This window comes from Geobacter benzoatilyticus (genome assembly GCF_017338855.1).
Lineage (GTDB): Bacteria > Desulfobacterota > Desulfuromonadia > Geobacterales > Geobacteraceae > Geobacter > Geobacter benzoatilyticus.
Genome location: NZ_CP071382.1, coordinates 3,095,906 through 3,117,780, shown reverse-complemented (window position 1 = coordinate 3,117,780; position 21,875 = coordinate 3,095,906). Strand labels below are relative to the sequence as shown.

Below are 21,875 nucleotides of genomic sequence, written 5' to 3'. Positions count from 1 at the left end.
GCAGCGGTCAAAGCAATGCGAATCCTTTACATCGATGACAAGGCGGAAATCCGCGCTCTGCTGGGACGTTACCTCGAATCATGGGGGTATGACGCCTTAGGTGCGCCCGACGGCGAGACCGGGTGGAACCTCATCCAGGAGCATCGCCCCAGCATAGTCATTACCGACTGGATTATGCCCGATCTTGAGGGGCCGGCCCTCTGCCGGCGCATCAGGGAGGCCGGGTTTCCGGAATACACCTATGTCATCATGTTGACTGCAAGGAAAGATGACGTGGTGGCCGGAATGGAGGCCGGAGCCGACGATTTCATCGGGAAGCCCTTCAACAAGGAAGAGCTCAAGGTGCGCCTCAAGGCTGCCGAGAGGATTGTGCATCTGGAGCGGGAACTGGCGCTCACCAATCAGGGGCTTCAGGAAAAGAACCGCAGATTGGAGGAGTCGGAAGAGCAGTTGCGGCAGTTGGCCCATTTTGACAAATTGACAGGTCTGCCGAATCGCCTGTTGTTTTTTGAACGCCTGGAGCGTGCCGTTGTGGAATCGAGACGAAGCCGGAGCAGTTTTGGCCTTCTGTTTGTGGATCTTGACGCGTTCAAGGCAGTCAACGACACCTATGGGCACAAAACAGGGGATGGGCTGCTGGTTATGGTCGGACAGCGCATGAGCGGATGCGTCAGGGAGTCCGATACCGTGGCCCGCATGGGGGGGGACGAATTCTGCGTCATCGTGCGCGGGGTGAATTCTTTAGACGGCCCGGTAACGGTGGCCGAAAAGATAATATCAGTGCTTTCGCAGCCTTTTGATGTTTCCGGCGTTACCTGCCGCATCGGCGCTTCGGCGGGTATCAGTTTCTACCCCGATGACGGAGATACTGTGGAACTCCTCATGACCCATGCAGACGACGCCATGTACGAAGCTAAAAAAAGCGGAAAGAATTCCTGGCAAAGGTGGCAGGCTGGTTCCCCCCGTGCTGATGATGGTGTTCTCCCATGAATAATCGGAAACTGATTGCCGGCATCCTTCTGGGAATCGCCGGTTTTCTTGTCAACTGGTTCAAACTTCCCCTGTTCTTCAATGTGGACTTTCTGTTCGGCTCAGCCCTCAGCATGTTCGCCCTGCTGCGCTTCGGACCGGCCACCGGCCTGCTGGCAGCGGTGATTGCCGCAGGGTGTACCTGGGTACAGTGGCACCATCCCTGGGCCATAATCATCTTCGGCTGCGAGGCGCTCTTCGCCGGATGGCTGAGGAGCCGCAAACGCATGGACCTGATGATCACCGACATCATCTACTGGTTCAGCGGCGGCCTGCTGCTGGTCTGGCTCTTTTTTCACCATGTCATGGGTTTCAGTGCCGGCGCCACTCTCCTGATAGCCCTGAAGCAGGGGATGAACGGCATCATCAATACGCTGATTGCCGAGGCCCTCTTTTTGCTGAGTTGGCGTCTGACCGGGGACAGTGAACTTCCTTCACTGCGCAAATGGCTGGGAGTAATTCTGCAGGGAGTGGTGCTGGTGCCGGCGTTCGTTTTCTCCTTTCTCGATACGAACTGGCATTTCCGTCAGCAGATGACGCGCCTGAAGCAGAATACCGCCCGGATGGCCGAAGTCGGCAACCTGACGATTTCAAGCTGGCTGGAGGAAGAGCAGCACAAAATACACACGCTCGTCAATCTGGTTGGTGATCCGGACCGGACGCCGCCGCAGAAGATTCAGCAGATTCTCGAAAAATACCATGACGCCCATGGCCATGATACGTACCGGTTGGGGGTTATGGGAAGCAACCATATCACTCGCGCCTTCTCGCCCCCTGTTGATGAAAACGGCATCTCCACCATCGGGGTTTCGCTGGGAGACCGCCCCTACATCGCAGATCTAAAGGACCTCTCCCGCCCCGTTGCATTCGATACCTTCATGGGAAAGATCGGTGTTCCCGGACCCCGCCTGATCATACTTGCGCCCAACAGGGCCGGAGCACAATATCGCGGCGCTGTTTTCAGCGTGGTCCCGCTCGAGCATCCCGCCGCCCTGCTGAAGGGAATTGTCGGCGAGCGGGATGTCAAGCTGACGCTGCTGGACCGGCAGCGCCGGGTGATTGCCTCTACCGACAGCGGCAAGAAGTTCCTGGAGCAATTCGATTTGCCCAAGGGTGGGCGGCTTCTTCCGGTCGGTGACAATGTGAGCCAATGGGTTCCCGACCCCAAGCTTGGGGTGAGCGTCATGAAACGCTGGAACCGTTCGTTCTACCAAACTGAAGTCGCCCTGGAACCGCAATCCGGTTTCCACCTGGTGGTCGAATCTCCCCTTGCGCCGACACTCTGTGAGATCAGCAATCGCACCTCCATTATGCTGGGGGTGCTGACAACGCTGACACTGCTGACGGTTGGCCTGTCCCGCTATTTCAGCCGGCGGCTGCTGGTGCCCATTGCCATGCTGGGGAAGGTTTCCGGTCAACTTCCTACCAGGATCGCGCAAGGGGAACAGATTTCCTGGCGCCCCGCGGAGGTGAGGGAAGAGCAGGAGCTGCAGGACAACTTCCGGCAGATGGAAACTGCCCTGCAGAAAAGCTTCTCTGAACTGACTGCGGTCAACGAGGAACTTGAGCGTCGGGTTGCGGAACGAACCGCCGAACTGCAGATTGCCAAGGAGGCGTCTGAAAACAGCGAGTCGCAACTCCGCAGCATCACCAATTCTGCCCACGATGCCATCCTCATGATGGACCATCAGGGCCACATTTCCTACTGGAACCCCGCTGCCGCCCAGATCCTGGGCTATAGCACCGAGGAAGCTCTCGGCAGGAATCTCCACGCACTGCTCTGCCCCGAGCGCTATCTGGCCGATTACCGTGCGGCTTTTGCCGAGTTCAAGTGGACCGGCTGCGGCAATGCCGTGGGTAAAACCCTTGAGCTCTTCGCCCGCCGCAAGGATGGCCAGGAGATCACCATTGCCCTGTCGTTGTCCGCGGTTTTCCTCAACGGTACCTGGAATGCCGTGGGGTTGCTCCGGGACATCTCCGAACAGAAACGGATAAATGCCTCCCTCCGGATGCTTTCGGCCGCAGTGGAGCACAGTCCGGTATCCATCATCATCACCGACCGGGACGGGCAGATAGAGTACGTCAACCCGAAAACCTGCCAGATGACCGGCTATACCCTCGAAGAGCTGCAAGGCCAGAACCCGCGCATCATGAAAGGCCCGACCCACCCGCCGGAGTTCTACAAAAACCTGTGGGAAACCATCCTTTCAGGGCGCGAGTGGTACGGGGAGTTTCACAACCGCCGCAAAGACGGCAGCCTCGTGTGGGTAATGGCCTCCATTTCGCCCATCCTCGATGAAAATGGGGTCATTACCCATTTCGTGGGGGTTCGGGAGGAAATCCAAAAGCAGAAGCTGCTCCAGGAAGAGCTTTCCAACATCGCGCAACTTGAGAAAGTCGCCAGAGATCGGGCCGAACAGGCTAACAGGGCCAAGAGCGAGTTTCTGGCCAGCATGAGCCATGAGATCCGCACTCCCCTCAACGCAGTTATCGGCATGAGCGACCTCCTGGCGGAGACCAGTCTTGATGCCGAACAGTCGGGGTATCTCTCGGTTATCCATTCGGCGGGCGAGACTTTGCAGGGGCTGATCGACGACATCCTCGACCTGTCCAAGATCGAAGCCGGCATGCTGCGGCTGGATTCCACCCCCTTTAATCTGCGAGAGGCCGTAAGGCAGCTGACAGACATTATCTCGTTGAAAGCGTCCATGAAGGGGGTAGCGTTTTCCTCCGTTGTAAGCTCCGAAATTCCGGATTGGCTCATGGGCGACTCCCTGCGGTTGCGTCAGGTGCTGATCAACCTGGTGGGGAATGCGGTGAAGTTCACCGATAGCGGAGGAAGCGTTTCCCTTGAGGTGGAGCCGGTCCGGCGCTCTGATGCCGACGTGCTGATCGAATTTACCGTGACCGATACCGGCATCGGCATCGCACCGGAAAAGTTCGGCACCATCTTCGATAATTTCAGCCAGGCCGATTCGTCGACGACCCGGCGCTATGGCGGGACAGGGCTCGGGCTGGCCATCTCCCGGCATCTGGTGGGGATGATGGGTGGGGAGATCGGAGTGGAAAGCACCCCCGGGAAGGGGAGCTGTTTCCACTTCACGGTTCAGTTCGCCATTTCGAGCGAGGCAGCGGGAGAACTTAAGCATACCCCCCCCACGGGAGATATGCATGGCAGACCGCTTTCCATTCTGATCGTTGACGACAACCAGGCGAATCGTACCGTCCTGACCGCCTATTTCCGTCGCACCGAGCATACGGTTGAGTGTGTCGAGAATGGCGAAAAAGCTCTCGAAAAGATCAAGGGGGGCGGATTTGACCTGGTTTTCATGGATATGGAGATGCCGGTCATGGATGGCTATACCGCGACACGCCTCATTCGTGAATGGGAGGCGGAAACCGGCCTCGATCCGTTGCCGGTGATAGCGCTGACCGCCAACGCCCTCAAAGAGGATCGGTTGAGAAGCCTTGATGCCGGCTGCACGGTTCACCTGACCAAGCCGATCAAGAAGAAAAAGCTCCTGGAGGTTGTGGCGGAATATGGCCGGTATCAGGGCAGTGAGACTCCGGGCGATACGAAGGACGAATCAATAATGGATGCGGGGAGCTCGGCAGGGAAAATAACGGTAGTCTGCGACGCTGACCTTGAAGACCTCATACCCGGTTACCTGGAGGACCGGAAGGTTGAATGCCAATACATCAAAAATCTTGCGGTCAATGGAGAGTTCGGGATGGTGCACACAATCGCCCACGGCATGAAAGGGTCGGGCGGCAGCTATGGATTCTCGATGATATCGGAGATTGGCCGGGATATGGAGATTGCCGCCAGCAACGGTAATCCCGACGATATAGTGAAGCAGATTGATGCCCTTGAGGCCTATCTGCAGGCAGTTGAAGTCCGTTATGGCGAGTGAGGGACTTGCGCCTGCACGCCTTTATCCCGCCGTCCTGAACATAATGACGTCGGCCTCGGTCATTGTCTCGCCTTCCAGCTCAATTATCCCCCGCACGTCAATGAGCCGGCGCCGGTCGCGGACTATCTCGCCGATTACCGTTATCTCGGTACCGGTTGGGACCGGTTTGCGGTAGCGCAGGCGCATTTCGCTGGTCACCACCTGGAGCCCGCGGGCCATGCAGGCCTGGGCGCATATTTCGTCCAGCAGGGCCGAGAGGATGCCCCCGTGGACTATCCCCTGCCATCCCTGAAAATGCTCCGGAATCCGGACGCGGGTCTCGGCCCGGCCTTTCTCCGGGTCGGTCGTGAAAACGGCGTGAAGGCCGATGGGATTGTGATCGCCGCAAATGAAGCAGTGGTTGTCGTCGTTTACCTGCATTGGGTCTCCAGTGGTTTGTTGTCCTTGCCTTCAGTAATCCAGTAGGTTTGCTTGTGCCGGGCGCGGGTCAGTTCCGCCAGCCGGCTTTCAGCGGCGGCGCGGCAGGCAAAGGTGCCGATCATGAACCGGTTGCCGTTGTCGTCCTGGCGCCAGAGTTCGAAGGCGTTTTGATTTTCGTGCACTCAGTAAGCCCAATAGGGGCCGATGCCCAGATTGGACCTGGTTCCGTAGATGCCCACGGCAATGGAGCGGTCATAGAAGAAGGGGAGGCCCCAGTCGAAGTAGCCTCCGAAGGATGGCCCGCCGACTTCGCGGAATGCACTATTAGCGGTACTGAACAGTTTGTCTGCGTTGCCTATGCTGAAATTTACACTGCCGCTTGGTGCAAATCCGTCGCCGTAGTTGACGGCTGTCAGATCCAGTCGGAACAGGGGACTGTACCAATCCAGGTTGGAACTCAGAGGCACTTTGTCTATCGGGTCGTCATAAAAAATTCCGTTGGAGCCGCTATCTATGAAACTGGTGTAGATGCTGCCCTTGAACTCAGTTATGAAATCACCGACATGGTTTGTGGGATAGGTTGTGACTCCTGAGAGGGTATTGTTCGGCTGCGTGCCTATGCCGAGAATCAACTTGCCGCTGGCGGTTCTGGCTCCTCCCAGAGGAATATAGTTCATTTGTACTATGACCCCGTTGTTGTAATCCGTGCCGAGTTTGGCAACGGGGTTTTGCACCTGTCTCTCGACGGGAACGGCAATTCCCGTGCAGTTCGAACCGTTGCAGGTGAAGTACGGAACGTCGACGTTGCCGTTGTTATCGCTTGATGCGCATCCCGTTCCGCAGTCTTCAGCAAAGAGACCGACACCTAGTATCCCGTTATATCCAGCTTCCTTTGGGTCTGCATTCAAAATCACGTTCAATGGGTTGCAGACGCCGGGGATAGAGGCTGCAGAGTAGGTCGGGTCGATAATCTGAATAGGGATGTTGCTTGCGGTTTCGCCTCCCAGCTTGACATCGGCCCACTTCACCGGCCCCCAGGTTGCAGTGCCGTCCAGATATGGCACACATTCGGCAATGGGTGCCGAACCAACTGTTACCTGATTCAGAGAAAGGCCGGCGATCTGACTAGTGTTGAATAGTCGCAGGCCATAACTACCGGTGTCCAGGAGAACGTTGCCGACAACCTGGCAATTTCCCGTATCGGGGTTGCAGACCGTGACGCTGACGGTCGGTTTGTTGATGTACGATTGGTCATTGGGAACGGTAATGGCAACGACGTTTGGTGAAGTATCGATGACCCCGGGATCCGTCGAGTCCGAGGAATGGCTCGATCCGCCACCGCCGCCGCAACCTGCTATCAGACCAACTAGCAGAACGAAAGTAACGAGTTTATTTGATTTCATCGATGTTCACTCCATTGGGGATCAATGAGGGTACGTAAGCCTTCCCTTGCAGGTTGCGCATGTGTCCCCATTTTTCCACAACCACCTTGTCCGAACTTACCATGGAACGACGCTGGCCCCGCATTCGCTTTGCCTGACCCAGAGCCTGCCTGTACCCGGACGTATAGGACCCCAGAATCGGTGTCAGGTCGGGGTGTGATACTCCTTTCCAGGTAACGGCAAACACAATTCCCGAGGGGGTAATGTACTCCCGTACGTTGGTCGCGCCGGTTTTGATTTCCTGTACCGTGTAGCCACTGCTGGCGGCGGTTGTCGTCTGGGATGCTGCGGATGCCTTGCGAGCGGCCGAGACGGGAGTGGCCCGTTCGCCGAGCGCTGCCTCAGCCCGGCTGGTGAATGTAAGCGGCGCCATCAGAAGGCCTGGAATCAGGGTAAGAGCAAAAAGTTGTAGTCTCATGTCTGGCCGGCTCCTTTCGGGTGTGCAAACCAAATTACTTACATTTTCCCATCCCAGACCCGGTGTGTCCAGCAAATCATGGTCATGGGGGCAAATGTATTTGGCGAAGGCTTGCGCAAACGGCTTATTCACGGGACAATTGAGGTACTCATACTATTTGCCCGAGAGGTTACAATGAGCTGCATCCTTGCATTCGACCAGGGGACCACCAGTTCCCGCGCCATTGTCTTTGACAGCACCGCAACAATCCGGGCCATTGCCCAGCGGGAATTCCGCCAGATATTTCCCCGCCCCGGCTGGGTGGAGCACGATGGCCGCGAGATATGGGCCACCCAGGTTGGGGTGGCGGCCGAAGCCCTTTCCCTGGCAGGCATCACTCCCCGGGAGGTGAAGGCCATCGGCATCACCAACCAGCGGGAGACGACGCTCCTCTGGGACCGCCGGAGCGGCGAGCCGCTCCACAATGCCATTGTCTGGCAGGATCGCCGGACTGCCGAACTCTGCGACCGGCTCAAAGCGGACGGCCTGGAGCCGCTGTTCCGGGAAAAGACCGGCCTTGTTCTGGATGCCTACTTTTCCGGCACAAAGCTGGCCTGGCTGCTGGACAACGTGCCCGGCGCCCGCCAACGGGCCGAAGCGGGGGAGCTTGCCTTCGGGACGGTGGACTCCTGGCTGGTCTGGAACCTGTCGGGAGGACGGCTTCACATAAGCGATGCAAGCAACGCCTCCCGAACGCTTCTCTTCAATATCACCACCCTTGACTGGGACGACGAGCTGCTGGCGATCCTCGGCATTCCCCGGGCCGTTTTGCCCAGGGTGGTGGATTCCAGCGCAATTTACGGAGAGACTGCCGGCGATCTCTTCGCGGCGGCTATCCCCCTTGCCGGCATGGCCGGCGATCAGCAGTCGGCCCTCTTCGGCCAGGCCTGCGGCACTGCCGGAATGGCGAAAAACACCTACGGAACCGGCTGTTTCCTTCTGATGCATTGCGGTGAGCGCCCGGTGGTTTCCCGGCGCAACCTCCTTACCACTGTGGCCTGGCAACTTGGCGGACGTGCCGAATATGCCCTGGAGGGGAGCGTGTTCGTTGCGGGCGCTGCGGTACAGTGGCTGCGGGACGGCCTTGGCATCATCCGCTCCTCCGGCGAGGTGGAGGCCCTGGCGGCCAGTGTCCCGGATAGCGGCGGCGTCTGCCTGGTGCCTGCCTTCACCGGTCTCGGCGCTCCCCACTGGGACCCATACGCCCGGGGGACCATCGTCGGCATCACCCGCGGCACCACCGCCGCCCATATTGCCCGGGCCACCCTGGAGAGCATCGCCTTCCAGAGCGCCGACCTCCTCACTGCCATGGAGGGGGATTCCGGCATCAGCCTGGCAGAGCTTCGGGTTGACGGCGGCGCCACCGCCAATGGCCTCCTGATGCAGTTCCAGGCCGATCTCCTGGGGGTGCCCGTGGTGCGGCCCAGGATCAGGGAGACCACGGCTTTGGGGGCTGCCTACCTGGCGGGGCTGGCGGTTGGGATGTGGAGCGACCGGCAGGAGATTGCCGGCCACTGGCAGGTGGACCGGATATTTACTCCCGCCATGGGACGGGCTGAGGCTGCCGATCTGCGGGGGCGGTGGGAACGGGCGGTGGAGCGGGCCCGGGGCTGGGAGGCGCCATGACGCGAGCGAAGCTTTTGCAGCGGCTGGAGAGCGAGAAAAACTGGGATCTGCTGGTAATCGGCGGTGGCGCCACCGGCCTTGGGGTTGCGGTTGAGGGGGCAAGCCGCGGTTACCGGACGCTGCTTCTGGAGCGTGACGACTTCGGCAGCGGCACGTCCAGCCGGAGCACCAAACTGATTCACGGCGGGGTCCGCTACCTCCAGCAGGGGAACATCTCCCTGGTGCTCGAAGCCCTCCACGAACGGGGGGTGCTGATCCGGAACGCCCCGCACCTTGTCCATAACCTCTCTTTCGTGGTGCCGCTTTACGACTGGTGGGAGGGGCCCTTCTACGGCATCGGGCTGAAACTGTACGATATGCTGGCCGGCAAGCTCGGCTTGGGGCCTTCCCAGCTTCTCTCCCGGGACGAAACTCTGCAGCGCATCCCAACCGTTGAACCGTCCGGGTTGCGGGGCGGGGTGGTCTATCACGACGGGCAGTTCGACGATGCCCGGCTGGCCGTGGCGCTTGCCCGTACCTGTGCCGATCTGGATGGCGTTCCCCTGAACCGTTTCGAAGTATCCGGCCTGCTCAAGAGCGGGGGCCTGATTCGCGGCGTGGCGGCCATTGATCGGGAGAGCGGCCGTGAATACGAGATCGAGGCGCGGGTGGTGGTTAATGCCACCGGGCCGTTTTGCGATGCCCTGCGGCAATTGGACGAACCCGGCGCGCACCCGATCATCGCCCCGAGCCAGGGGGTGCATCTGGTGCTCCCCCAGGATTTCCTCCCCGGCGCCAGCGCCATCATGGTTCCCCACACCGACGATGGGCGGGTGCTCTTTGCCGTACCCTGGCACGACCGCGTCATCGTCGGCACCACCGATACGCCGGTGGACCGGATTAAGGCCGAGCCGCGTCCTCTGGCGCAGGAGGTGGAGTTCCTGCTGGAGCATGCGGGGCGCTACCTTTCCCGTGATCCCGGCACGGCAGACATCCTGAGCGTCTTTGCCGGTCTGCGCCCCCTGGTGAAAGGTGGAGATGCGGCCAATACCGCGGCACTGTCCCGCGATCACACCCTGCTGGTTTCTGCCGGCGGACTGCTCACCATCACGGGCGGCAAGTGGACCACGTACCGAAAGATGGCCGAGGACACGGTGACCAGTGCCGCCAGGCTGGCCGGCCTGGAAGAGCGGCCATCGAGAACTGCCGAGCTTCCAATCCATGGCTGGCTCCCCGAGCCTGACGCTGCCGGCGAGTGGTCCATGTACGGAACCGACGGGGCCGGTCTTGGGGAGTTGTGCGCCGAAAGGCCGGAGTTGCGAGGACTGCTTCATCCCCGCCTGCCGTACCGTCTGGCCGAGGTGGTGTGGGGGGTGCGCCACGAGTGGGCGAGAAGTCTCGAGGATCTGTTGAGCCGCCGTACCAGGGCGTTGATACTCGATGCCCGCGCCGCTAAAGAAGCGGCACCGGCGGTGGCTGCCCTGATGGCGCAGGAACTGGGGCGCGACGAACAGTGGCAGGCGGAAGAGGTTGCGGCTTTCAATGCCGTGGCAGATGGCTATCTTCCGTAATTCGAGGCGCATCCCTTAGATTCTTGGAACAACTCTGCGGTTTATCCGTTTGTATACGAAAAAAGGCCAGTCCCTGCGGACCGGCCTTTCTTGCGTCATGGATGCATCGTCCTGCTATTTCTTCTTGTCTGCCTTCGCATCAATGGTAGCGGCCTTCATTGTGTACTGAACCGTTGCCTTCGAGCCGACTTTCAGATCGCCGGTCACCTTGGTGTCTTTGTCCTTGGCGATTTCCCACTTTTCTTTCCCCTTTTGGATGACGATCATGTTGTCCTTCACTTCAAGGACGGGCCCCGTGGCCTGATAGGTCTTGGTGCCGGCAAAAGCCACGGACGAAGCGAGCATCAGGGCGGCGGTGAGCAGTGCGGTGCGTTTCATGGGTTTCCTCCTTGGTGTCGTGAAGCTGAAATGTATGGTTTTTAACGATACTCGATAAGGTCACGTTGTCAATCGGAGGGAGTCGCTTTATCGCGATCGGCGGGGCTGAAGATGCGGCAACCTGCGCACCGGCCAACCGGCTGATCATGTAAAAGAAGAAAGTTGCCGAACGAGGGGAGGGGGATGACAGGTTCTTGTTATTCAGGCATAGAAAAGTGTGAAAAAGATAAATCTGTCCCGGATTTACGTCCTGGTGTCCTCCCTTAGGCGGATGAAATAACCTTTAAGAATTTCTCCCGGTTGACCTTGAGTCTGAATTGGCTTATTAAAGAGTGTATACGTTCGTGCGATTTAGGGCGTTTTTAGTGTTTGGCTGAGGCTCTCTGCCTGTGGCCAGTAATGTGATTGGAGGCAATTTCAGGTGTTGCCCTCGTTGAAGCATCTCCATGTTACCTGCGCCATCATCGAACGTGACGGCCTCGTTCTTGCCGCCCAGCGAAGCACCGCAATGAGCTTGCCGCTCAAGTGGGAGCTTCCCGGTGGCAAGATCGACCCCGGTGAATCGTCCGAAGAATGCCTCCGGCGGGAACTTGTGGAAGAGATGGGAATCCACGTGTCCGTCGGTAAACACCTCCCCCTCAGCACCCACCATTATCCAACCTTCACCGTCACGCTCCATCCATTTGTCTGCTCCATACAATCTGGTGAAATCGTCCTCCACGAACACGCTGCCGTAACCTGGCTCTCCCCGGAAGAACTACACGCCCTCGACTGGGCTGAGGCCGATGTGCCGGTGATTGAATCGTACCGGCTTGCGTGCCGAATTAGTAAGGATTATGGATGAGACCACTGATTACACTGCCGGTTTTACCGGTAAAAGAGAGGCTCTAAGCGCAGAAAATGCGTTATTTTGGGGCAAATTCGATGATAATCCAGGTGGTTAGCTTGGTCCGACCCCGTATCCGCTAGGGTCGCTTCTTGTTGGCTCTCCTTGTTGGCTCTCTGACCCCTTGTTGGCTCTCTAGCTTTAGATAGCACACCCTAACCGGTGATTTACGAGTTATGCCATAGAGACGAATAATGATAAGGAGCTAAAATGTTCTTCGGTGAAGAAAATAATGCGCAGGTGTTGGGCAAGTTTTTACGCAAAGCTGAAGCCGCCCATGTTGAGGATGCTGTTAGAGCAAAACGGCTGTCCATTTCAAAAGAAATTATCAGCTATATCTACAAGTCTCCGGAAGGATGGGATGATCGTTGTACCTTCAATATAAAGCACATTGGTAATCAATTCATACAATGGTTGCGAGATTTTGATTCTTCAAAAAATGACCATATAGATCATATTTATTGCATAGTTTATCGATTTCTTTGTGAATTTGATTTCTTGGTTGGCCCTGGTAAAGAGCTGAGTATGGAGCTTAGGCGTATTAAGGATCAAATTCAGTCTGACGAAGGTGAGATGGATGGAGATGTCCGCTCACAAATAATATATGCCTCATATGTGATGCCAGCTAACATTGCAAAAGAGTTCATAAATGACAGTAATATTGCGAGTTTTCGAGAGTTTGAGGCTAAGAAAAGCGAGGCCGCTGCTCTGAAGAAACAGTGGGATGAGGAGATTGAAGTTAAGAAAGACGAAGCAGACGCCATCAAAGATAAGCTGAATGAATATAAAATAGGCTTCAATTTTATTGGTCTTTATAAGGGTTTCGAGGATTTAGGTTCAAAGAAAAATACAGAAGTAACAAATTTGTTTCGGTCACTAATTCTTATGGGCATTGTTATTGTGTTGCCATTGTTAATAGAAATAATAGTTGCATTTAATGGCATATATCAAAGCAAATCTTTAGGTATAGACCACCTATTTGTAGTCATACCGTTATTATCTACAGAAATTATTCTAATATATTATTTTAGAGTAATTTTACATAATCTAAATTCGGCAAAAGCTCAGAAAATGCAAATAGAACTGAGGCAAACATTATGTCAGTTTATTCAAAGTTACGCAGAATTTTCAGAGAAAATCAAAAAACAAGATAAAACTGCTCTCGAAAAATTTGAAAATTTAATCTTCAGTGGAATACTTGCAGATCCTGAAAAGCTACCAAGCACTTATGACGGAATAGACCAAATTGGGAAACTTGTAAAATCGTTAAAGGGGCCATGAAGCTTTAAGGTTCGTGAGAAGGCATAACCAGGCCGGTGGAGCGGTGCAGGCCCACTCACCGCCCACGACGTTTAACAAAGAACTTACAAAGGAGAAATTTTGATTCACCAAATCGAAACAGCGCTAAAGATCGGTGGATTCATCGTAAAGACCGCAACAGCAATTGGTGCACTGTTGCTGCTAATCTATTGCAGCCGTATCGGATTCTACCCAAGCGGAGTAACGCTAGGAGACACCTTGCTATTTGTCTTCTTTTCGCTTGGGTTTTGTTTTGCGTATGGAATCCTCTTTTACCTATTGTTTTGTATGGGGTGTCTATTCACGCCTTTTTTCCGTTGGGTTCAGAAGGTTTTTGTCCATATGAAAATAGTAAGGTTCTTCAAGAAACCACTCAATCCATGGCCGCAGGTCGGTATACTTAGATGGAGTGACCTCGGCGTCGTTCTCCCTGGCGGGGTCATGCTCCTTATTGTGCTGCTTGTAGGGAATAATAAAAATGAAATGGCCCTTGGTTTAACCGGAGCAGCTGTCATGATTTTTTTCTGGTGGACGTTTATCTTGAAAAACTTCTGGATTATGACCGACTCGACACTAATACTCACGAATAATAGCGCTAAAACGAATAAAAGCCCTGACTTATTAGTGCGTTACAAGAGACCTGTTGTTTGGATAATGTATCTATTAATACCACTTTTTGTTTTTCGAGGTATGCTCGGGTTAACTCTTGATGTCGCCGCCAAGTTAATTGGTATTCGCTCAGAACATGTTTCAGTTCAGTTAGCAAAAGAACGAGTCCAACTTGTACAAAAACTTTTTAAGGGACTGCCGGAGTTTACTGATCGCATTGAGGCATTGTCAGATGGCAATGGAGCAATTCTGAAAGGAGTGGACATCCTTTTCCAAGGCATCGGCAACAGGACTTTAATCTCTATTCGCACCTCTAAGGAGGAGGTTAGAATTCCTTTCCCATCTCAAGATGTCATAGTCGTAAGCGCAATACCAAACTCGAAACTCCAAGCAAATTTAACCAGTAGATCCCAATGATCTTCTAGAAAACAGACTCATTCTTTGGTGCCACTGAGCGAGAAAGACTAGATGTTCAACAAAGCGCAACAGCGGTGAACCCGCTGTGCTCACAGCCGTTGAACCAAGGAGGTAAAATGACACAAGAAACTAACAACGAGGACAAAACCACTTTGGAATGTCTTCAAAAAGTACTTGATGAAACACAAGAAACAATTCGTGCATATGATACCAAAGCGGAAGTTCTTGCTATCATCCTGACTTTGGTTGTCGGAATTATAAATTTCGGAGTAGTCACCGAAAGTTGCAAGGCTCATTGCGGGATAAAGTTCATATCGGTAGCCTCAATGTCTCTTGGAATTATGACACTCTTTGCTGTAGGGATGGTTCTTTATCCCCGGAAAAATCTTTTCCAGAATATTGATTCTGGCGAATTCATACCGAAGAGGACATATTTCGTTTCATTGTGTCAACGGCAATCGAAAATTGACCCACCTTACCGGTTGATCGGAAATTGAAAAATGACCCACCTTCCTGGGTTAATCATCAATCTGAGGTGTCGGTAGTTGCTGTCCGAGAATGCCAGCGCGTCGCTTCTCTTTCAGTCGATAGCTGTCGCCCCTGATCTGGATAACGTGGGAGTGGTGCAGCAGCCGGTCGAGCATGGCTGATGTCAGTGCCGTATTGCCGCCGAAAGCCTGTTCCCATTCTCCGAAACTCAGGTTCGAGGTGAGAATGACGGACCCGGTCTCGTACCTTTTGGCGATTACCTGGAAGAACAGGTTCGCCTGCGTTTCGCTGAACGGGAGGTACCCAATCTCATCAATGATGAGCAGTCTCGGCCCCAGGACACTGCGCCGCATTACTTCCTTGTACCGCCCCTGCCGCTGGGCGCTTTCGAGTTGCAGCATCAGATCGGCGGCGGAGATGAAGCGCACCTTCACGCCGCACTGGGTTGCCCGATAGCCGAGCGCGATGGCGAGATGAGTCTTGCCGGTGCCGCTGGGCCCGAGCAGGATTACATTCTCCCGGCGCTCTAAAAACGCCATCGCCGACAGGTCCAGGATTCGCTGCTTCGGGGCTCCGGTGGCGAACTCAAAGTCATAATCCTCGAGGGTCTTGATCGCGGGAAAGCCGGCGAGCTTTGCCATTGTGTGGCGTGAGCGGCCTTGCCGGACCTCGTTCTCGGCCTTGAGGACCTGTTCGAGGTAGTCGATGTAGGAGGACTCCTGCTTTGCCGCGGCATCGGCAAGGTCGGCGTACACATCGGTCACCGCCAGAAACTTCAAGTCGTCGCAGAGAGTAACCATGCGCTGGTGCTGGATGTCGCTCATAGCCGCCCCTCCTGAAGGATCTGCTCATAAAAGGAGGCTGGGCGCTGAAGCGGGATCACCGGCCACGGCATTGGAGTGATGATTTCCGGCTTGCCCGGCTCGACCGCAACCCTTGGCGGCAACGACAGCATCGCCGGTCGCTCTATTTCGAGCCGATCGCAGGGCCGCTCGCCGGTTTCGCCATGGATGCGGCAGTTGGCTACGTCCTTAAGCCAGTTTCGGACCTCGATGTTCGCGGTCGCTACATCGAGGGTTAATCCTGCCTGCTTCAGGCGCGAGACCAGCGGGTAGTAGAAGCTGTACCGCAGGTAGCGGTTGAACCGTTCTACCTTCCCCTTGGTCTTGGCCCGGTACGGCTTGCACAGCCTGGGGATGAACCCGAAATGCTTGGCGGTGTCCCACAGGCCGGAGTGGAAGCGGTGGTTACCCTCACCGAAGGCGTTTCGCTCCAGCACGACGGTCTTCATGTTGTCATAGAGCACTTCGCGCGGGACGCCGCCGAAGAAGGAGAATGCCATCTCGTGGCACTCCCGAAGGACGTCGAACGCCTGGCTGGTGGTGAAGATGACGAACGAATCCCGGCTGAAACCTAGAGTTCCCACGAACGCGTACAGCGGGTGCTTCCCCTTGCGCAGTTCGCACCAATCAGCTTGCATCTGCTTGCCGGGCTCCGTTTCGAACCGGACAACGGGTTCCGGCGTGACGCGGGAATACAGTGTCGCCAAAAACGTTCTGACGGTGCGTTCGCAGCCCTCGTAGCCAAGGCTTTTGATCTCCCGAGCAAGCACCGGAGCGGGAATCCGATGCGGCAGCGCCGCCTTTACCCGCTCTTCGAGAAACGCTTTAAATGGGTCAAGCTTCCCCGGTCGCTTCACCCGTTCTTTGTAACGGGGATCGGCGGTCGACCTGAGAAACTTTCTGACCGTGTTTCGGCATAGCCCGGTGATCCGCGAGATCTCACGAATGCTCTTGCCCTGCTTCTTGAGAATTCTGACTTCCATACACTCTTCCTTTCCGATCATGCCGACCCTCCAGGTCGGCTAGGTTATCAGGAAGAGTGGGTCAATTTTCAATTTCCGAAGTGGGTCATTTTTACATTGCCGCTAACACATTGGACATACAGCCAGCTTTTAAGAAACTTGATGAATATCTCCAACAAGTCAACACTACCGATTGGAAAAGAGAGATTGCCTACGAGGTACTTAAAACTTCCTGCATCAGGGACTATAAGCATTTTTGGTTTCATATCGGTATCCGGTGTGCCGCCGTTACCCTGCTCTGCATGCTCGCACTTCTTGTAGGGATTGCTTACTATGGCTAAGACGATCGACGAAATACTCCAGAAGTACTATGACGAAGCCGATGAAGGAATGGTACAGAAAGCTCCTTCAACTCTGAATCGAGGTGAAGGAACAGAGAAAGAGTACTTCATTTATAAAATTGATCTGGTTGGCTCAACAATTTTTACTTGGTCGAGATCTCATCAGACATACTTGAAAATGGCACACACTTTTCTCTCCGCAGTCGATGAAATTACCCGCCGATATGGAGCTGACGACAACCAAGTGGAGTATGCTGGTGATAGTGTAATTGCATATTTTCCTAAATCTGTAGGTGCAATAAATGTACTTGCAGCCGCTTATGTTTGCCGGGATGCAACACTTCGTATGAAATCACTTGATGCTACTTTGAAAAAGTTTCCATATTTCACTAAAACGGTAGTCCACTTCGGGAAACTAATTATGGCAAAGATAGGGCCTCACGGGGATTCCATGGTGAGCGCGATCGGACCAGAGTTGCACAAAGCCTGTAAGATGGAAAAAAATGTGTCCGCAGGTGAAGGTCGGGCATCCAAGGAATTTATGGGACAACTGGAAGGCAGGCAAAAGATCTTATTGAAAGGGAATTATAAGGAAACACAAGTCCTGAAACAACCGGAAACAAATCCCATTTCCAGAGGACTACTAGCTGAAGCTTTCAGTAAATATATAGATCCAAGCCCCCTTTTGAGTATCACGCCGAATAATTTGTCTCCTTTTGCGATACAGAAAGGTATATCTACGCCTTTAAATTTACTAAGTGCGCTGGCACCTCCTGTGCAGCCTAGCAATCATACGCTGCAATATGAAACGAAGCGTGAGCTGATTGATTACTCAATCAGATGGGATATGATTCCGAAATATTTTGAAATGAGTAGAAAATAGTGAAGTAGTAGTTCAGCACAACAACTGACTAAGCATGGATATACAAAAAAGGATAGTTAGCAATGTTATCAGCTGAAAAAAAAGTTATTCTCAATGAGCTTGTTTGCGATTGTCTCGACGAGGCAGAGAGCATTTGGGAAGAGGTCGGTCCGAAGGTTTTAAAAAAAGCAATGGCCGCTATGTACGAATCTGCCGAGGTATCACAAATACCTGGACATCCTATAGTCGAATCAGGGAAACCAAAAGTTGATACATTTATTGCTATGGCGGTTGACATGAGAGATTCTACAAATCACCTCATGTGTGCAATAAGCTCAAAGAATGCTAAAATTAGTCAACTGCAAAGGATATTTTATGAAACATCGGCACTTTTGCCAGCAATGGCTAAACTTATAATGTTTGAGGATGGGAGTGTAACTGAATATCTTGGTGATGGAGTGTTAGGGTTATTTAGAGTATCTGAAAAAAATACTGACGCAATTTATTCTGCAAACAAAGCTAGCAGGAATTGCTTGTATGCGGTTAGTGACATTATAAATCCAATATTATATGAGAGATATTGTTTGCCACCATTAGCTATCGGTATTGGCCTAGCAATTAGCAAAGCTGTTGTAACACTTGTAGGGACAGATGATTACAAACAACCAAAAGCATTTGGCGAATGCGTTTTTAGAGCCACAAAGCTTTCAGGTGGAAACAATGAAATTATAACTGATGAAGCCCTTAAGAATGCTTGGCCTAGCAGTAAAACCGGAACTCTTAAATTTTTAAAAAGGAATATAAAAAATATAGATGGTTATTTACTGTATAAAGATAGTGCATAAGCGAGTACTTGGCATAGGGTGAATTCAAATTGCAAGTGCACCACGTGAATTTCGAAAGAAGAGAATAGAAGGGTCAGAAGAGAATAGAAGGGTCAGGTCTACATTCTACATAACACCGGTTTTAAAGTATATCCAATCGATTCGGTCAAGGTCAAGGAGCCCGTTTTCCCCGCGGTTTTCCCCGCTGCACCCAGCAAACTAGCGCAGGAACGGAATGGTGTTCCTGATCTTACTCGTGGTCATCATTGCCGCCGTCATCTATATAAAAACAACTGATGATCATGGAACCAAACCACAAAAAAATATAGCCTTGACATTATATAACCTGGAAGCTATTTTTAAAGCATAAGGGATGAAATATGGCGTGGAAAGTTGTAACAGTTGAATACTTCGATGATTGGTTTCTGAACTTGAATGCTTTGGAACAACAAGATGTGTTGGCCGCCATATTCGTTCTTGAACAATACGGCCCGACGTTGGGCAGACCACATGTTGACAGTCTCAAAGGCACTGACAAGGTAAAGAACCTAAAAGAACTCCGCGTGCAACACAAAGGTAAACCGTACCGTGTTTTTTTCGCCTTTGACCCTCTCCGCCAAGCAGTGATGCTCTGCGGCGGAGACAAAACCGGAAACAAGCAATTCTACGAAATCATGGTCCCTATTGCAGAGCGCGAGTTTCTGAACTATCTGCAAGAACTGGAGTGAGTTATGGCAAAGCATCTTTCGGAGTTAGTGAAAAAAGTAGACCCGACTGTAGTCGCAGCAGCGCGAGCTAAAGCGGATCAGGAAATTTTTGAGCTTCGCCTTGCTCAGCTACGTCAAACCGTTGAGATGTCGCAGCATGATCTTGCGGTAGCCCTTGGAATATCGCAACCCTCCGTGGCAAACCTCGAAAAACGTGGTCATGAGGTCAAGATTTCTTCCCTGAAGCGATATGTTGAGGCACTTGGCGGCAAACTGTCTCTGGATGTCGAACTGGCGGACGGTCGTCACATCGGCATAAACGTCTAGCGCTTACATATGGAGAAGTTATATTAAAAGGTCGTGAGTCAGCCTCAAACCGTGAGGAGGACAAGCGACCTTCTCATTTTTGCACGGACTGAAAAGGGGACAACGGACTGAAAAGGGGACAGGCTACTTTTTGAGCTACGGATTTTCACGCCAGAGTACCAAAAACCGGGACAGATTTATTTATCGTTAATGAGCATATGTGTGTGGGCTGAAATTAGAGAAAAATAGATCTGTCCCGGATTTCCGGTCCCGGATTTCCGCGGATTTCCGGTCGTCCCGGATTTCCGGTCCCGGATTTCCACGTAAGGTTAAACTGTCCAATCAATTATCTTGAGGGAAGGTACTCGTTGAAATTCACGAGTGTTATTAGTGATCAACGGGATTCCTAACGATACAGCGTGAGCGGCAATCAACATGTCCATGGAGCCAATGGGCGTGCCGGCTTTTTCAAGAGTTGCTCGAATATTGCCATAGGCGTGAGCCGCCGATTCATCATATGAAACTACCTCTAAAGGAATGACGAACTCATCCAGGGCCTTGGCGTTTTTCTCTCTATGTGCACTCTTGGCAACCCCGTAGCGCAATTCTGAGAGAGTTATAGAGGAAATGCCAATGTCGCCGATCTGGTACTCCAGAAAATGGTTAAGTACGGTGGCTGGCTGCTGCTTTATGATGTAAATGCAGATATTGGTGTCGAGCAGCAGTTTCATCAGAAACTTTCCCGCTTGTCCAGTTCAGGTTGTATGCGTTCGGACATGAAATCGCGGGAGAATTTCTTGAGGCTGCCGAAGAGGGAATTCCACGAATCAGTACGCGGGATTAACTGGACGACGTTGCCGCTTTTCTTGATGAATACCTCGCAGTCTTCGAAACGAAATTCTTTTGGCAGCCTGACTGCCTGACTTTGTCCATTTTGGAATATCTTTGCCGTTTTCATACGAGGCCTCCGCAATAATATATATTTGAAGTATATATTTGCGTTTTTGTATTGGCAAGTAACATTTTAATATCGGCCCACCTTCTGGCATAGAAACGCATCACTGAAAAACCACTCGAAAACACAAACGCCGTGAGCCTCATTTAAAGGGCTCACGGCGTTTGAGCATCTGCTTTAGTCAATTCAATGAATTACAGCACCTTGTTCAGCGAATACTCGATGATCCCCTGGGCGCCGAGGGCCAGGAGTTCCGGCACGATCCGCCGCACTTCCTTCTCGTGGAGGATGCTTTCGATGGAGACCCAGTCTGAATTGTAGAGATGGGCCACCGTGGGGCGGTTGAGGCTCGGCAATATCTTCGTGATTGCCTCGACTTTGTCGTTGGGGGCGTTCATCTTGAGCCCAACCATCCCTTCGGCGGCCAGGGACGCCTTGAGGAGCGTGGCGATGGTCTCGATTTTCTGCCGCTTCCAGGGATCGGCCCAGGCGGCTTTGTTTGCGATGAGAACCGGCACCGACTCCATGAGGTCGCAGACGATGCGCAGGCCGTTGGCCTTGATGGTGGAGCCGGTTTCGGTCACCTCAACGATGGCGTCGCAGAGGCCGTCCACCACCTTGGCCTCGGTGGCCCCCCATGAGAACTCCACGTTCACCGGGATGTTCCGCTCGGCAAAGTAGCGCTTGGTGAAGCCTACCAGTTCGGTTGAGATGGTGGCGCCGTGGAGGTCTTCGGGCTTCTGCACCGTGGAGTCCTTGGTGACCACCAGCACCCAGCGGGCCGGGCGGCGGGAGACCTTGGAGTAGACCATCTCGCAGACTTCCACCACGTCGGAGTCGTTTTCCCGCACCCAGTCGCGGCCGGCGATGCCGGCGTCGATGGTGCCCCGCTCCACGTATTTCCCCATCTCCTGGGGACGGATCAGCTTGCAGTTCAGTTCGTCGTCGTCAACGCCGGGGAAGTAGCTGCGGGAGGAGATGCTGATCTGCCAGCCGGACTTCCTGAAAAGGTCTACAGTGGCGTTTTCGAGGCTCCCCTTGGGGATGCCGAGGTTCAGGAGGTTGCTCATTTCTTGTAGACCTCCTTCGGATCGAAGAGGGGGTTTGAGTGCTCGACCCACTGGCCGTCCTCCCACCGCACGTAGAAGCAGCTCCGGTTGCCGGTGTGGCAGGCGGCCGGGCCGTTCTGCTTAACCTTGATGACTACCGAGTCGGCGTCGCAGTCGGTGAGAACCTCGATAACCTCCTGGGTGTTCCCCGACTCCTCACCCTTCATCCAGTACTTGTTGCGGGTGCGGCTGAAGAACCAGGTTTTGCCCGACTCGAGGGTCAGGTTAAGGGTTTTTTCGTCCATGAACGCCACCATGAGAACCTCGCCGGATTCGTGGTCCTGGATGATGGCGGGAATGAGCCCACCCATTTTCTGAAAATCGATCTGGATCATGACTGTTTACGCGCCTCCTCTGGAAAGTGTTCGTGAAAACAACCTGTGTTTAATACCGTGGCGCCTTAGAGAGTGTCAACAGAAGAAACGCCCCCTAGTCGGCTCATCCCTTCCTT

The 21,875-nt window shown here is 53.7% G+C and carries 23 protein-coding genes; 12 read left to right on the top strand and 11 right to left on the bottom strand.

Annotated features, from left to right (window positions below):
• Positions 1–15 precede the first annotated feature (15 nt).
• Together JZM60_RS14455 and JZM60_RS14450 are read left to right on the top strand one after the other, a co-directional pair.
• The gene (locus tag JZM60_RS14455) at positions 16–990 is read left to right on the top strand and encodes a diguanylate cyclase domain-containing protein (protein WP_207163116.1); all 975 of its coding nucleotides are present in this window, start codon (positions 16–18) and stop codon (positions 988–990) included.
• Positions 987–4,943, top strand: coding sequence for a hybrid sensor histidine kinase/response regulator (locus tag JZM60_RS14450; protein WP_207163115.1), 3,957 nt, complete (start codon positions 987–989; stop codon positions 4,941–4,943). The genes JZM60_RS14455 and JZM60_RS14450 overlap by 4 nt, the downstream gene beginning before the upstream one ends.
• Positions 4,944–4,964: 21 nt before the next feature.
• On the opposite strand, the gene JZM60_RS14445 is transcribed toward JZM60_RS14450, so the two are convergent.
• From JZM60_RS14445 to JZM60_RS14430, 4 genes are read right to left on the bottom strand one after another with little or no spacing between them, the layout of a single operon-like run.
• Positions 4,965–5,363: a PaaI family thioesterase gene (locus tag JZM60_RS14445; protein WP_207163114.1), complete on the bottom strand. Its 399-nt coding sequence runs from the start codon at positions 5,361–5,363 to the stop codon at positions 4,965–4,967.
• Entirely contained in the window at positions 5,354–5,545 is a 192-nt protein-coding gene (locus JZM60_RS14440) for a hypothetical protein (protein WP_207163113.1), read from the bottom strand. The genes JZM60_RS14445 and JZM60_RS14440 overlap by 10 nt, the downstream gene beginning before the upstream one ends.
• Positions 5,546–6,766 (bottom strand): DUF3443 domain-containing protein, encoded by a 1,221-nt coding sequence (locus JZM60_RS14435; protein ID WP_207163112.1) that lies wholly within the window; start codon positions 6,764–6,766, stop codon positions 5,546–5,548.
• On the bottom strand, positions 6,753–7,223 hold the full coding sequence (locus JZM60_RS14430) for a DUF2844 domain-containing protein (RefSeq protein WP_207163111.1): 471 nt from the start codon (positions 7,221–7,223) through the stop codon (positions 6,753–6,755). The genes JZM60_RS14435 and JZM60_RS14430 overlap by 14 nt, the downstream gene beginning before the upstream one ends.
• A 174-nt stretch (positions 7,224–7,397) precedes the next feature.
• On the opposite strand from JZM60_RS14430, the gene glpK reads away from it, so the two are divergent.
• Complete coding sequence (gene glpK, locus JZM60_RS14425; protein WP_207163110.1) at positions 7,398–8,888, top strand: glycerol kinase GlpK; 1,491 nt, start codon at positions 7,398–7,400, stop codon at positions 8,886–8,888.
• Positions 8,885–10,438, top strand: a complete 1,554-nt coding sequence (locus JZM60_RS14420; protein WP_207163109.1) for a glycerol-3-phosphate dehydrogenase/oxidase — start codon at positions 8,885–8,887, stop codon at positions 10,436–10,438. Before glpK ends, JZM60_RS14420 begins: the two co-directional genes overlap by 4 nt.
• A 114-nt stretch (positions 10,439–10,552) precedes the next feature.
• Here the strand turns inward: JZM60_RS14420 and JZM60_RS14415 are convergent, their stop codons facing one another.
• Complete coding sequence (locus JZM60_RS14415) at positions 10,553–10,816, bottom strand: hypothetical protein (RefSeq protein ID WP_207163108.1); 264 nt, start codon at positions 10,814–10,816, stop codon at positions 10,553–10,555.
• A 421-nt stretch (positions 10,817–11,237) separates the two neighbouring features.
• Between JZM60_RS14415 and JZM60_RS14410 the strand changes: the two genes are divergently transcribed.
• The 4 genes from JZM60_RS14410 (at position 11,238) to JZM60_RS14395 (ending at position 14,524) form a co-directional block, all read left to right on the top strand.
• Positions 11,238–11,660, top strand: a complete 423-nt coding sequence (locus JZM60_RS14410; RefSeq protein WP_207163107.1) for a (deoxy)nucleoside triphosphate pyrophosphohydrolase — start codon at positions 11,238–11,240, stop codon at positions 11,658–11,660.
• A 252-nt stretch (positions 11,661–11,912) separates the two neighbouring features.
• Entirely contained in the window at positions 11,913–12,983 is a 1,071-nt protein-coding gene (locus JZM60_RS14405) for a hypothetical protein (RefSeq protein WP_207163106.1), read from the top strand.
• A gap of 99 nt (positions 12,984–13,082) precedes the next feature.
• Positions 13,083–14,027: a hypothetical protein gene (locus tag JZM60_RS14400; protein WP_207163105.1), complete on the top strand. Its 945-nt coding sequence runs from the start codon at positions 13,083–13,085 to the stop codon at positions 14,025–14,027.
• 116 nt (positions 14,028–14,143) lie between these two features.
• On the top strand, positions 14,144–14,524 hold the full coding sequence (locus JZM60_RS14395; RefSeq protein ID WP_207163104.1) for a Pycsar system effector family protein: 381 nt from the start codon (positions 14,144–14,146) through the stop codon (positions 14,522–14,524).
• A gap of 21 nt (positions 14,525–14,545) precedes the next feature.
• Here the strand turns inward: JZM60_RS14395 and istB are convergent, their stop codons facing one another.
• Both istB and istA read right to left on the bottom strand, forming a co-directional pair.
• Positions 14,546–15,340, bottom strand: coding sequence for an IS21-like element ISGme4 family helper ATPase IstB (istB, locus tag JZM60_RS14390; protein ID WP_207163103.1), 795 nt, complete (start codon positions 15,338–15,340; stop codon positions 14,546–14,548).
• The gene (istA, locus tag JZM60_RS14385; RefSeq protein ID WP_207163102.1) at positions 15,337–16,362 is read right to left on the bottom strand and encodes an IS21 family transposase; all 1,026 of its coding nucleotides are present in this window, start codon (positions 16,360–16,362) and stop codon (positions 15,337–15,339) included. Before istA ends, istB begins: the two co-directional genes overlap by 4 nt.
• 291 nt (positions 16,363–16,653) lie before the next feature.
• Between istA and JZM60_RS14380 the strand changes: the two genes are divergently transcribed.
• From JZM60_RS14380 to JZM60_RS14365, 4 genes are all read left to right on the top strand, one after another.
• The gene (locus tag JZM60_RS14380; protein ID WP_207163101.1) at positions 16,654–17,544 is read left to right on the top strand and encodes an adenylate cyclase; all 891 of its coding nucleotides are present in this window, start codon (positions 16,654–16,656) and stop codon (positions 17,542–17,544) included.
• A 62-nt stretch (positions 17,545–17,606) separates the two neighbouring features.
• Positions 17,607–18,368 carry a hypothetical protein gene (locus JZM60_RS14375; protein WP_207163100.1) on the top strand — a complete coding sequence of 254 codons (762 nt, stop codon included), beginning with the start codon at positions 17,607–17,609 and terminating at the stop codon, positions 18,366–18,368.
• A 359-nt stretch (positions 18,369–18,727) separates the two neighbouring features.
• Positions 18,728–19,075 (top strand): type II toxin-antitoxin system RelE/ParE family toxin, encoded by a 348-nt coding sequence (locus tag JZM60_RS14370; RefSeq protein WP_207163099.1) that lies wholly within the window; start codon positions 18,728–18,730, stop codon positions 19,073–19,075.
• Positions 19,076–19,078: 3 nt separating this feature from the next.
• Positions 19,079–19,381, top strand: coding sequence for a helix-turn-helix domain-containing protein (locus tag JZM60_RS14365; RefSeq protein WP_207163098.1), 303 nt, complete (start codon positions 19,079–19,081; stop codon positions 19,379–19,381).
• 308 nt (positions 19,382–19,689) lie between these two features.
• On the opposite strand, the gene vapC is transcribed toward JZM60_RS14365, so the two are convergent.
• From vapC to hisI, 4 genes are all read right to left on the bottom strand, one after another.
• A complete protein-coding gene (vapC, locus tag JZM60_RS14360) occupies positions 19,690–20,091 on the bottom strand; it encodes a type II toxin-antitoxin system tRNA(fMet)-specific endonuclease VapC (protein ID WP_207163097.1) in 402 nt (133 codons plus the stop codon).
• Positions 20,091–20,318, bottom strand: a complete 228-nt coding sequence (vapB, locus tag JZM60_RS14355; RefSeq protein WP_207163096.1) for a type II toxin-antitoxin system antitoxin VapB — start codon at positions 20,316–20,318, stop codon at positions 20,091–20,093. Before vapB ends, vapC begins: the two co-directional genes overlap by 1 nt.
• 191 nt (positions 20,319–20,509) lie before the next feature.
• Entirely contained in the window at positions 20,510–21,385 is an 876-nt protein-coding gene (gene hisG, locus JZM60_RS14350; protein ID WP_207163095.1) for an ATP phosphoribosyltransferase, read from the bottom strand.
• Complete coding sequence (gene hisI / locus JZM60_RS14345) at positions 21,382–21,759, bottom strand: phosphoribosyl-AMP cyclohydrolase (RefSeq protein WP_207163094.1); 378 nt, start codon at positions 21,757–21,759, stop codon at positions 21,382–21,384. The genes hisG and hisI overlap by 4 nt, the downstream gene beginning before the upstream one ends.
• Positions 21,760–21,875 lie beyond the last annotated feature (116 nt).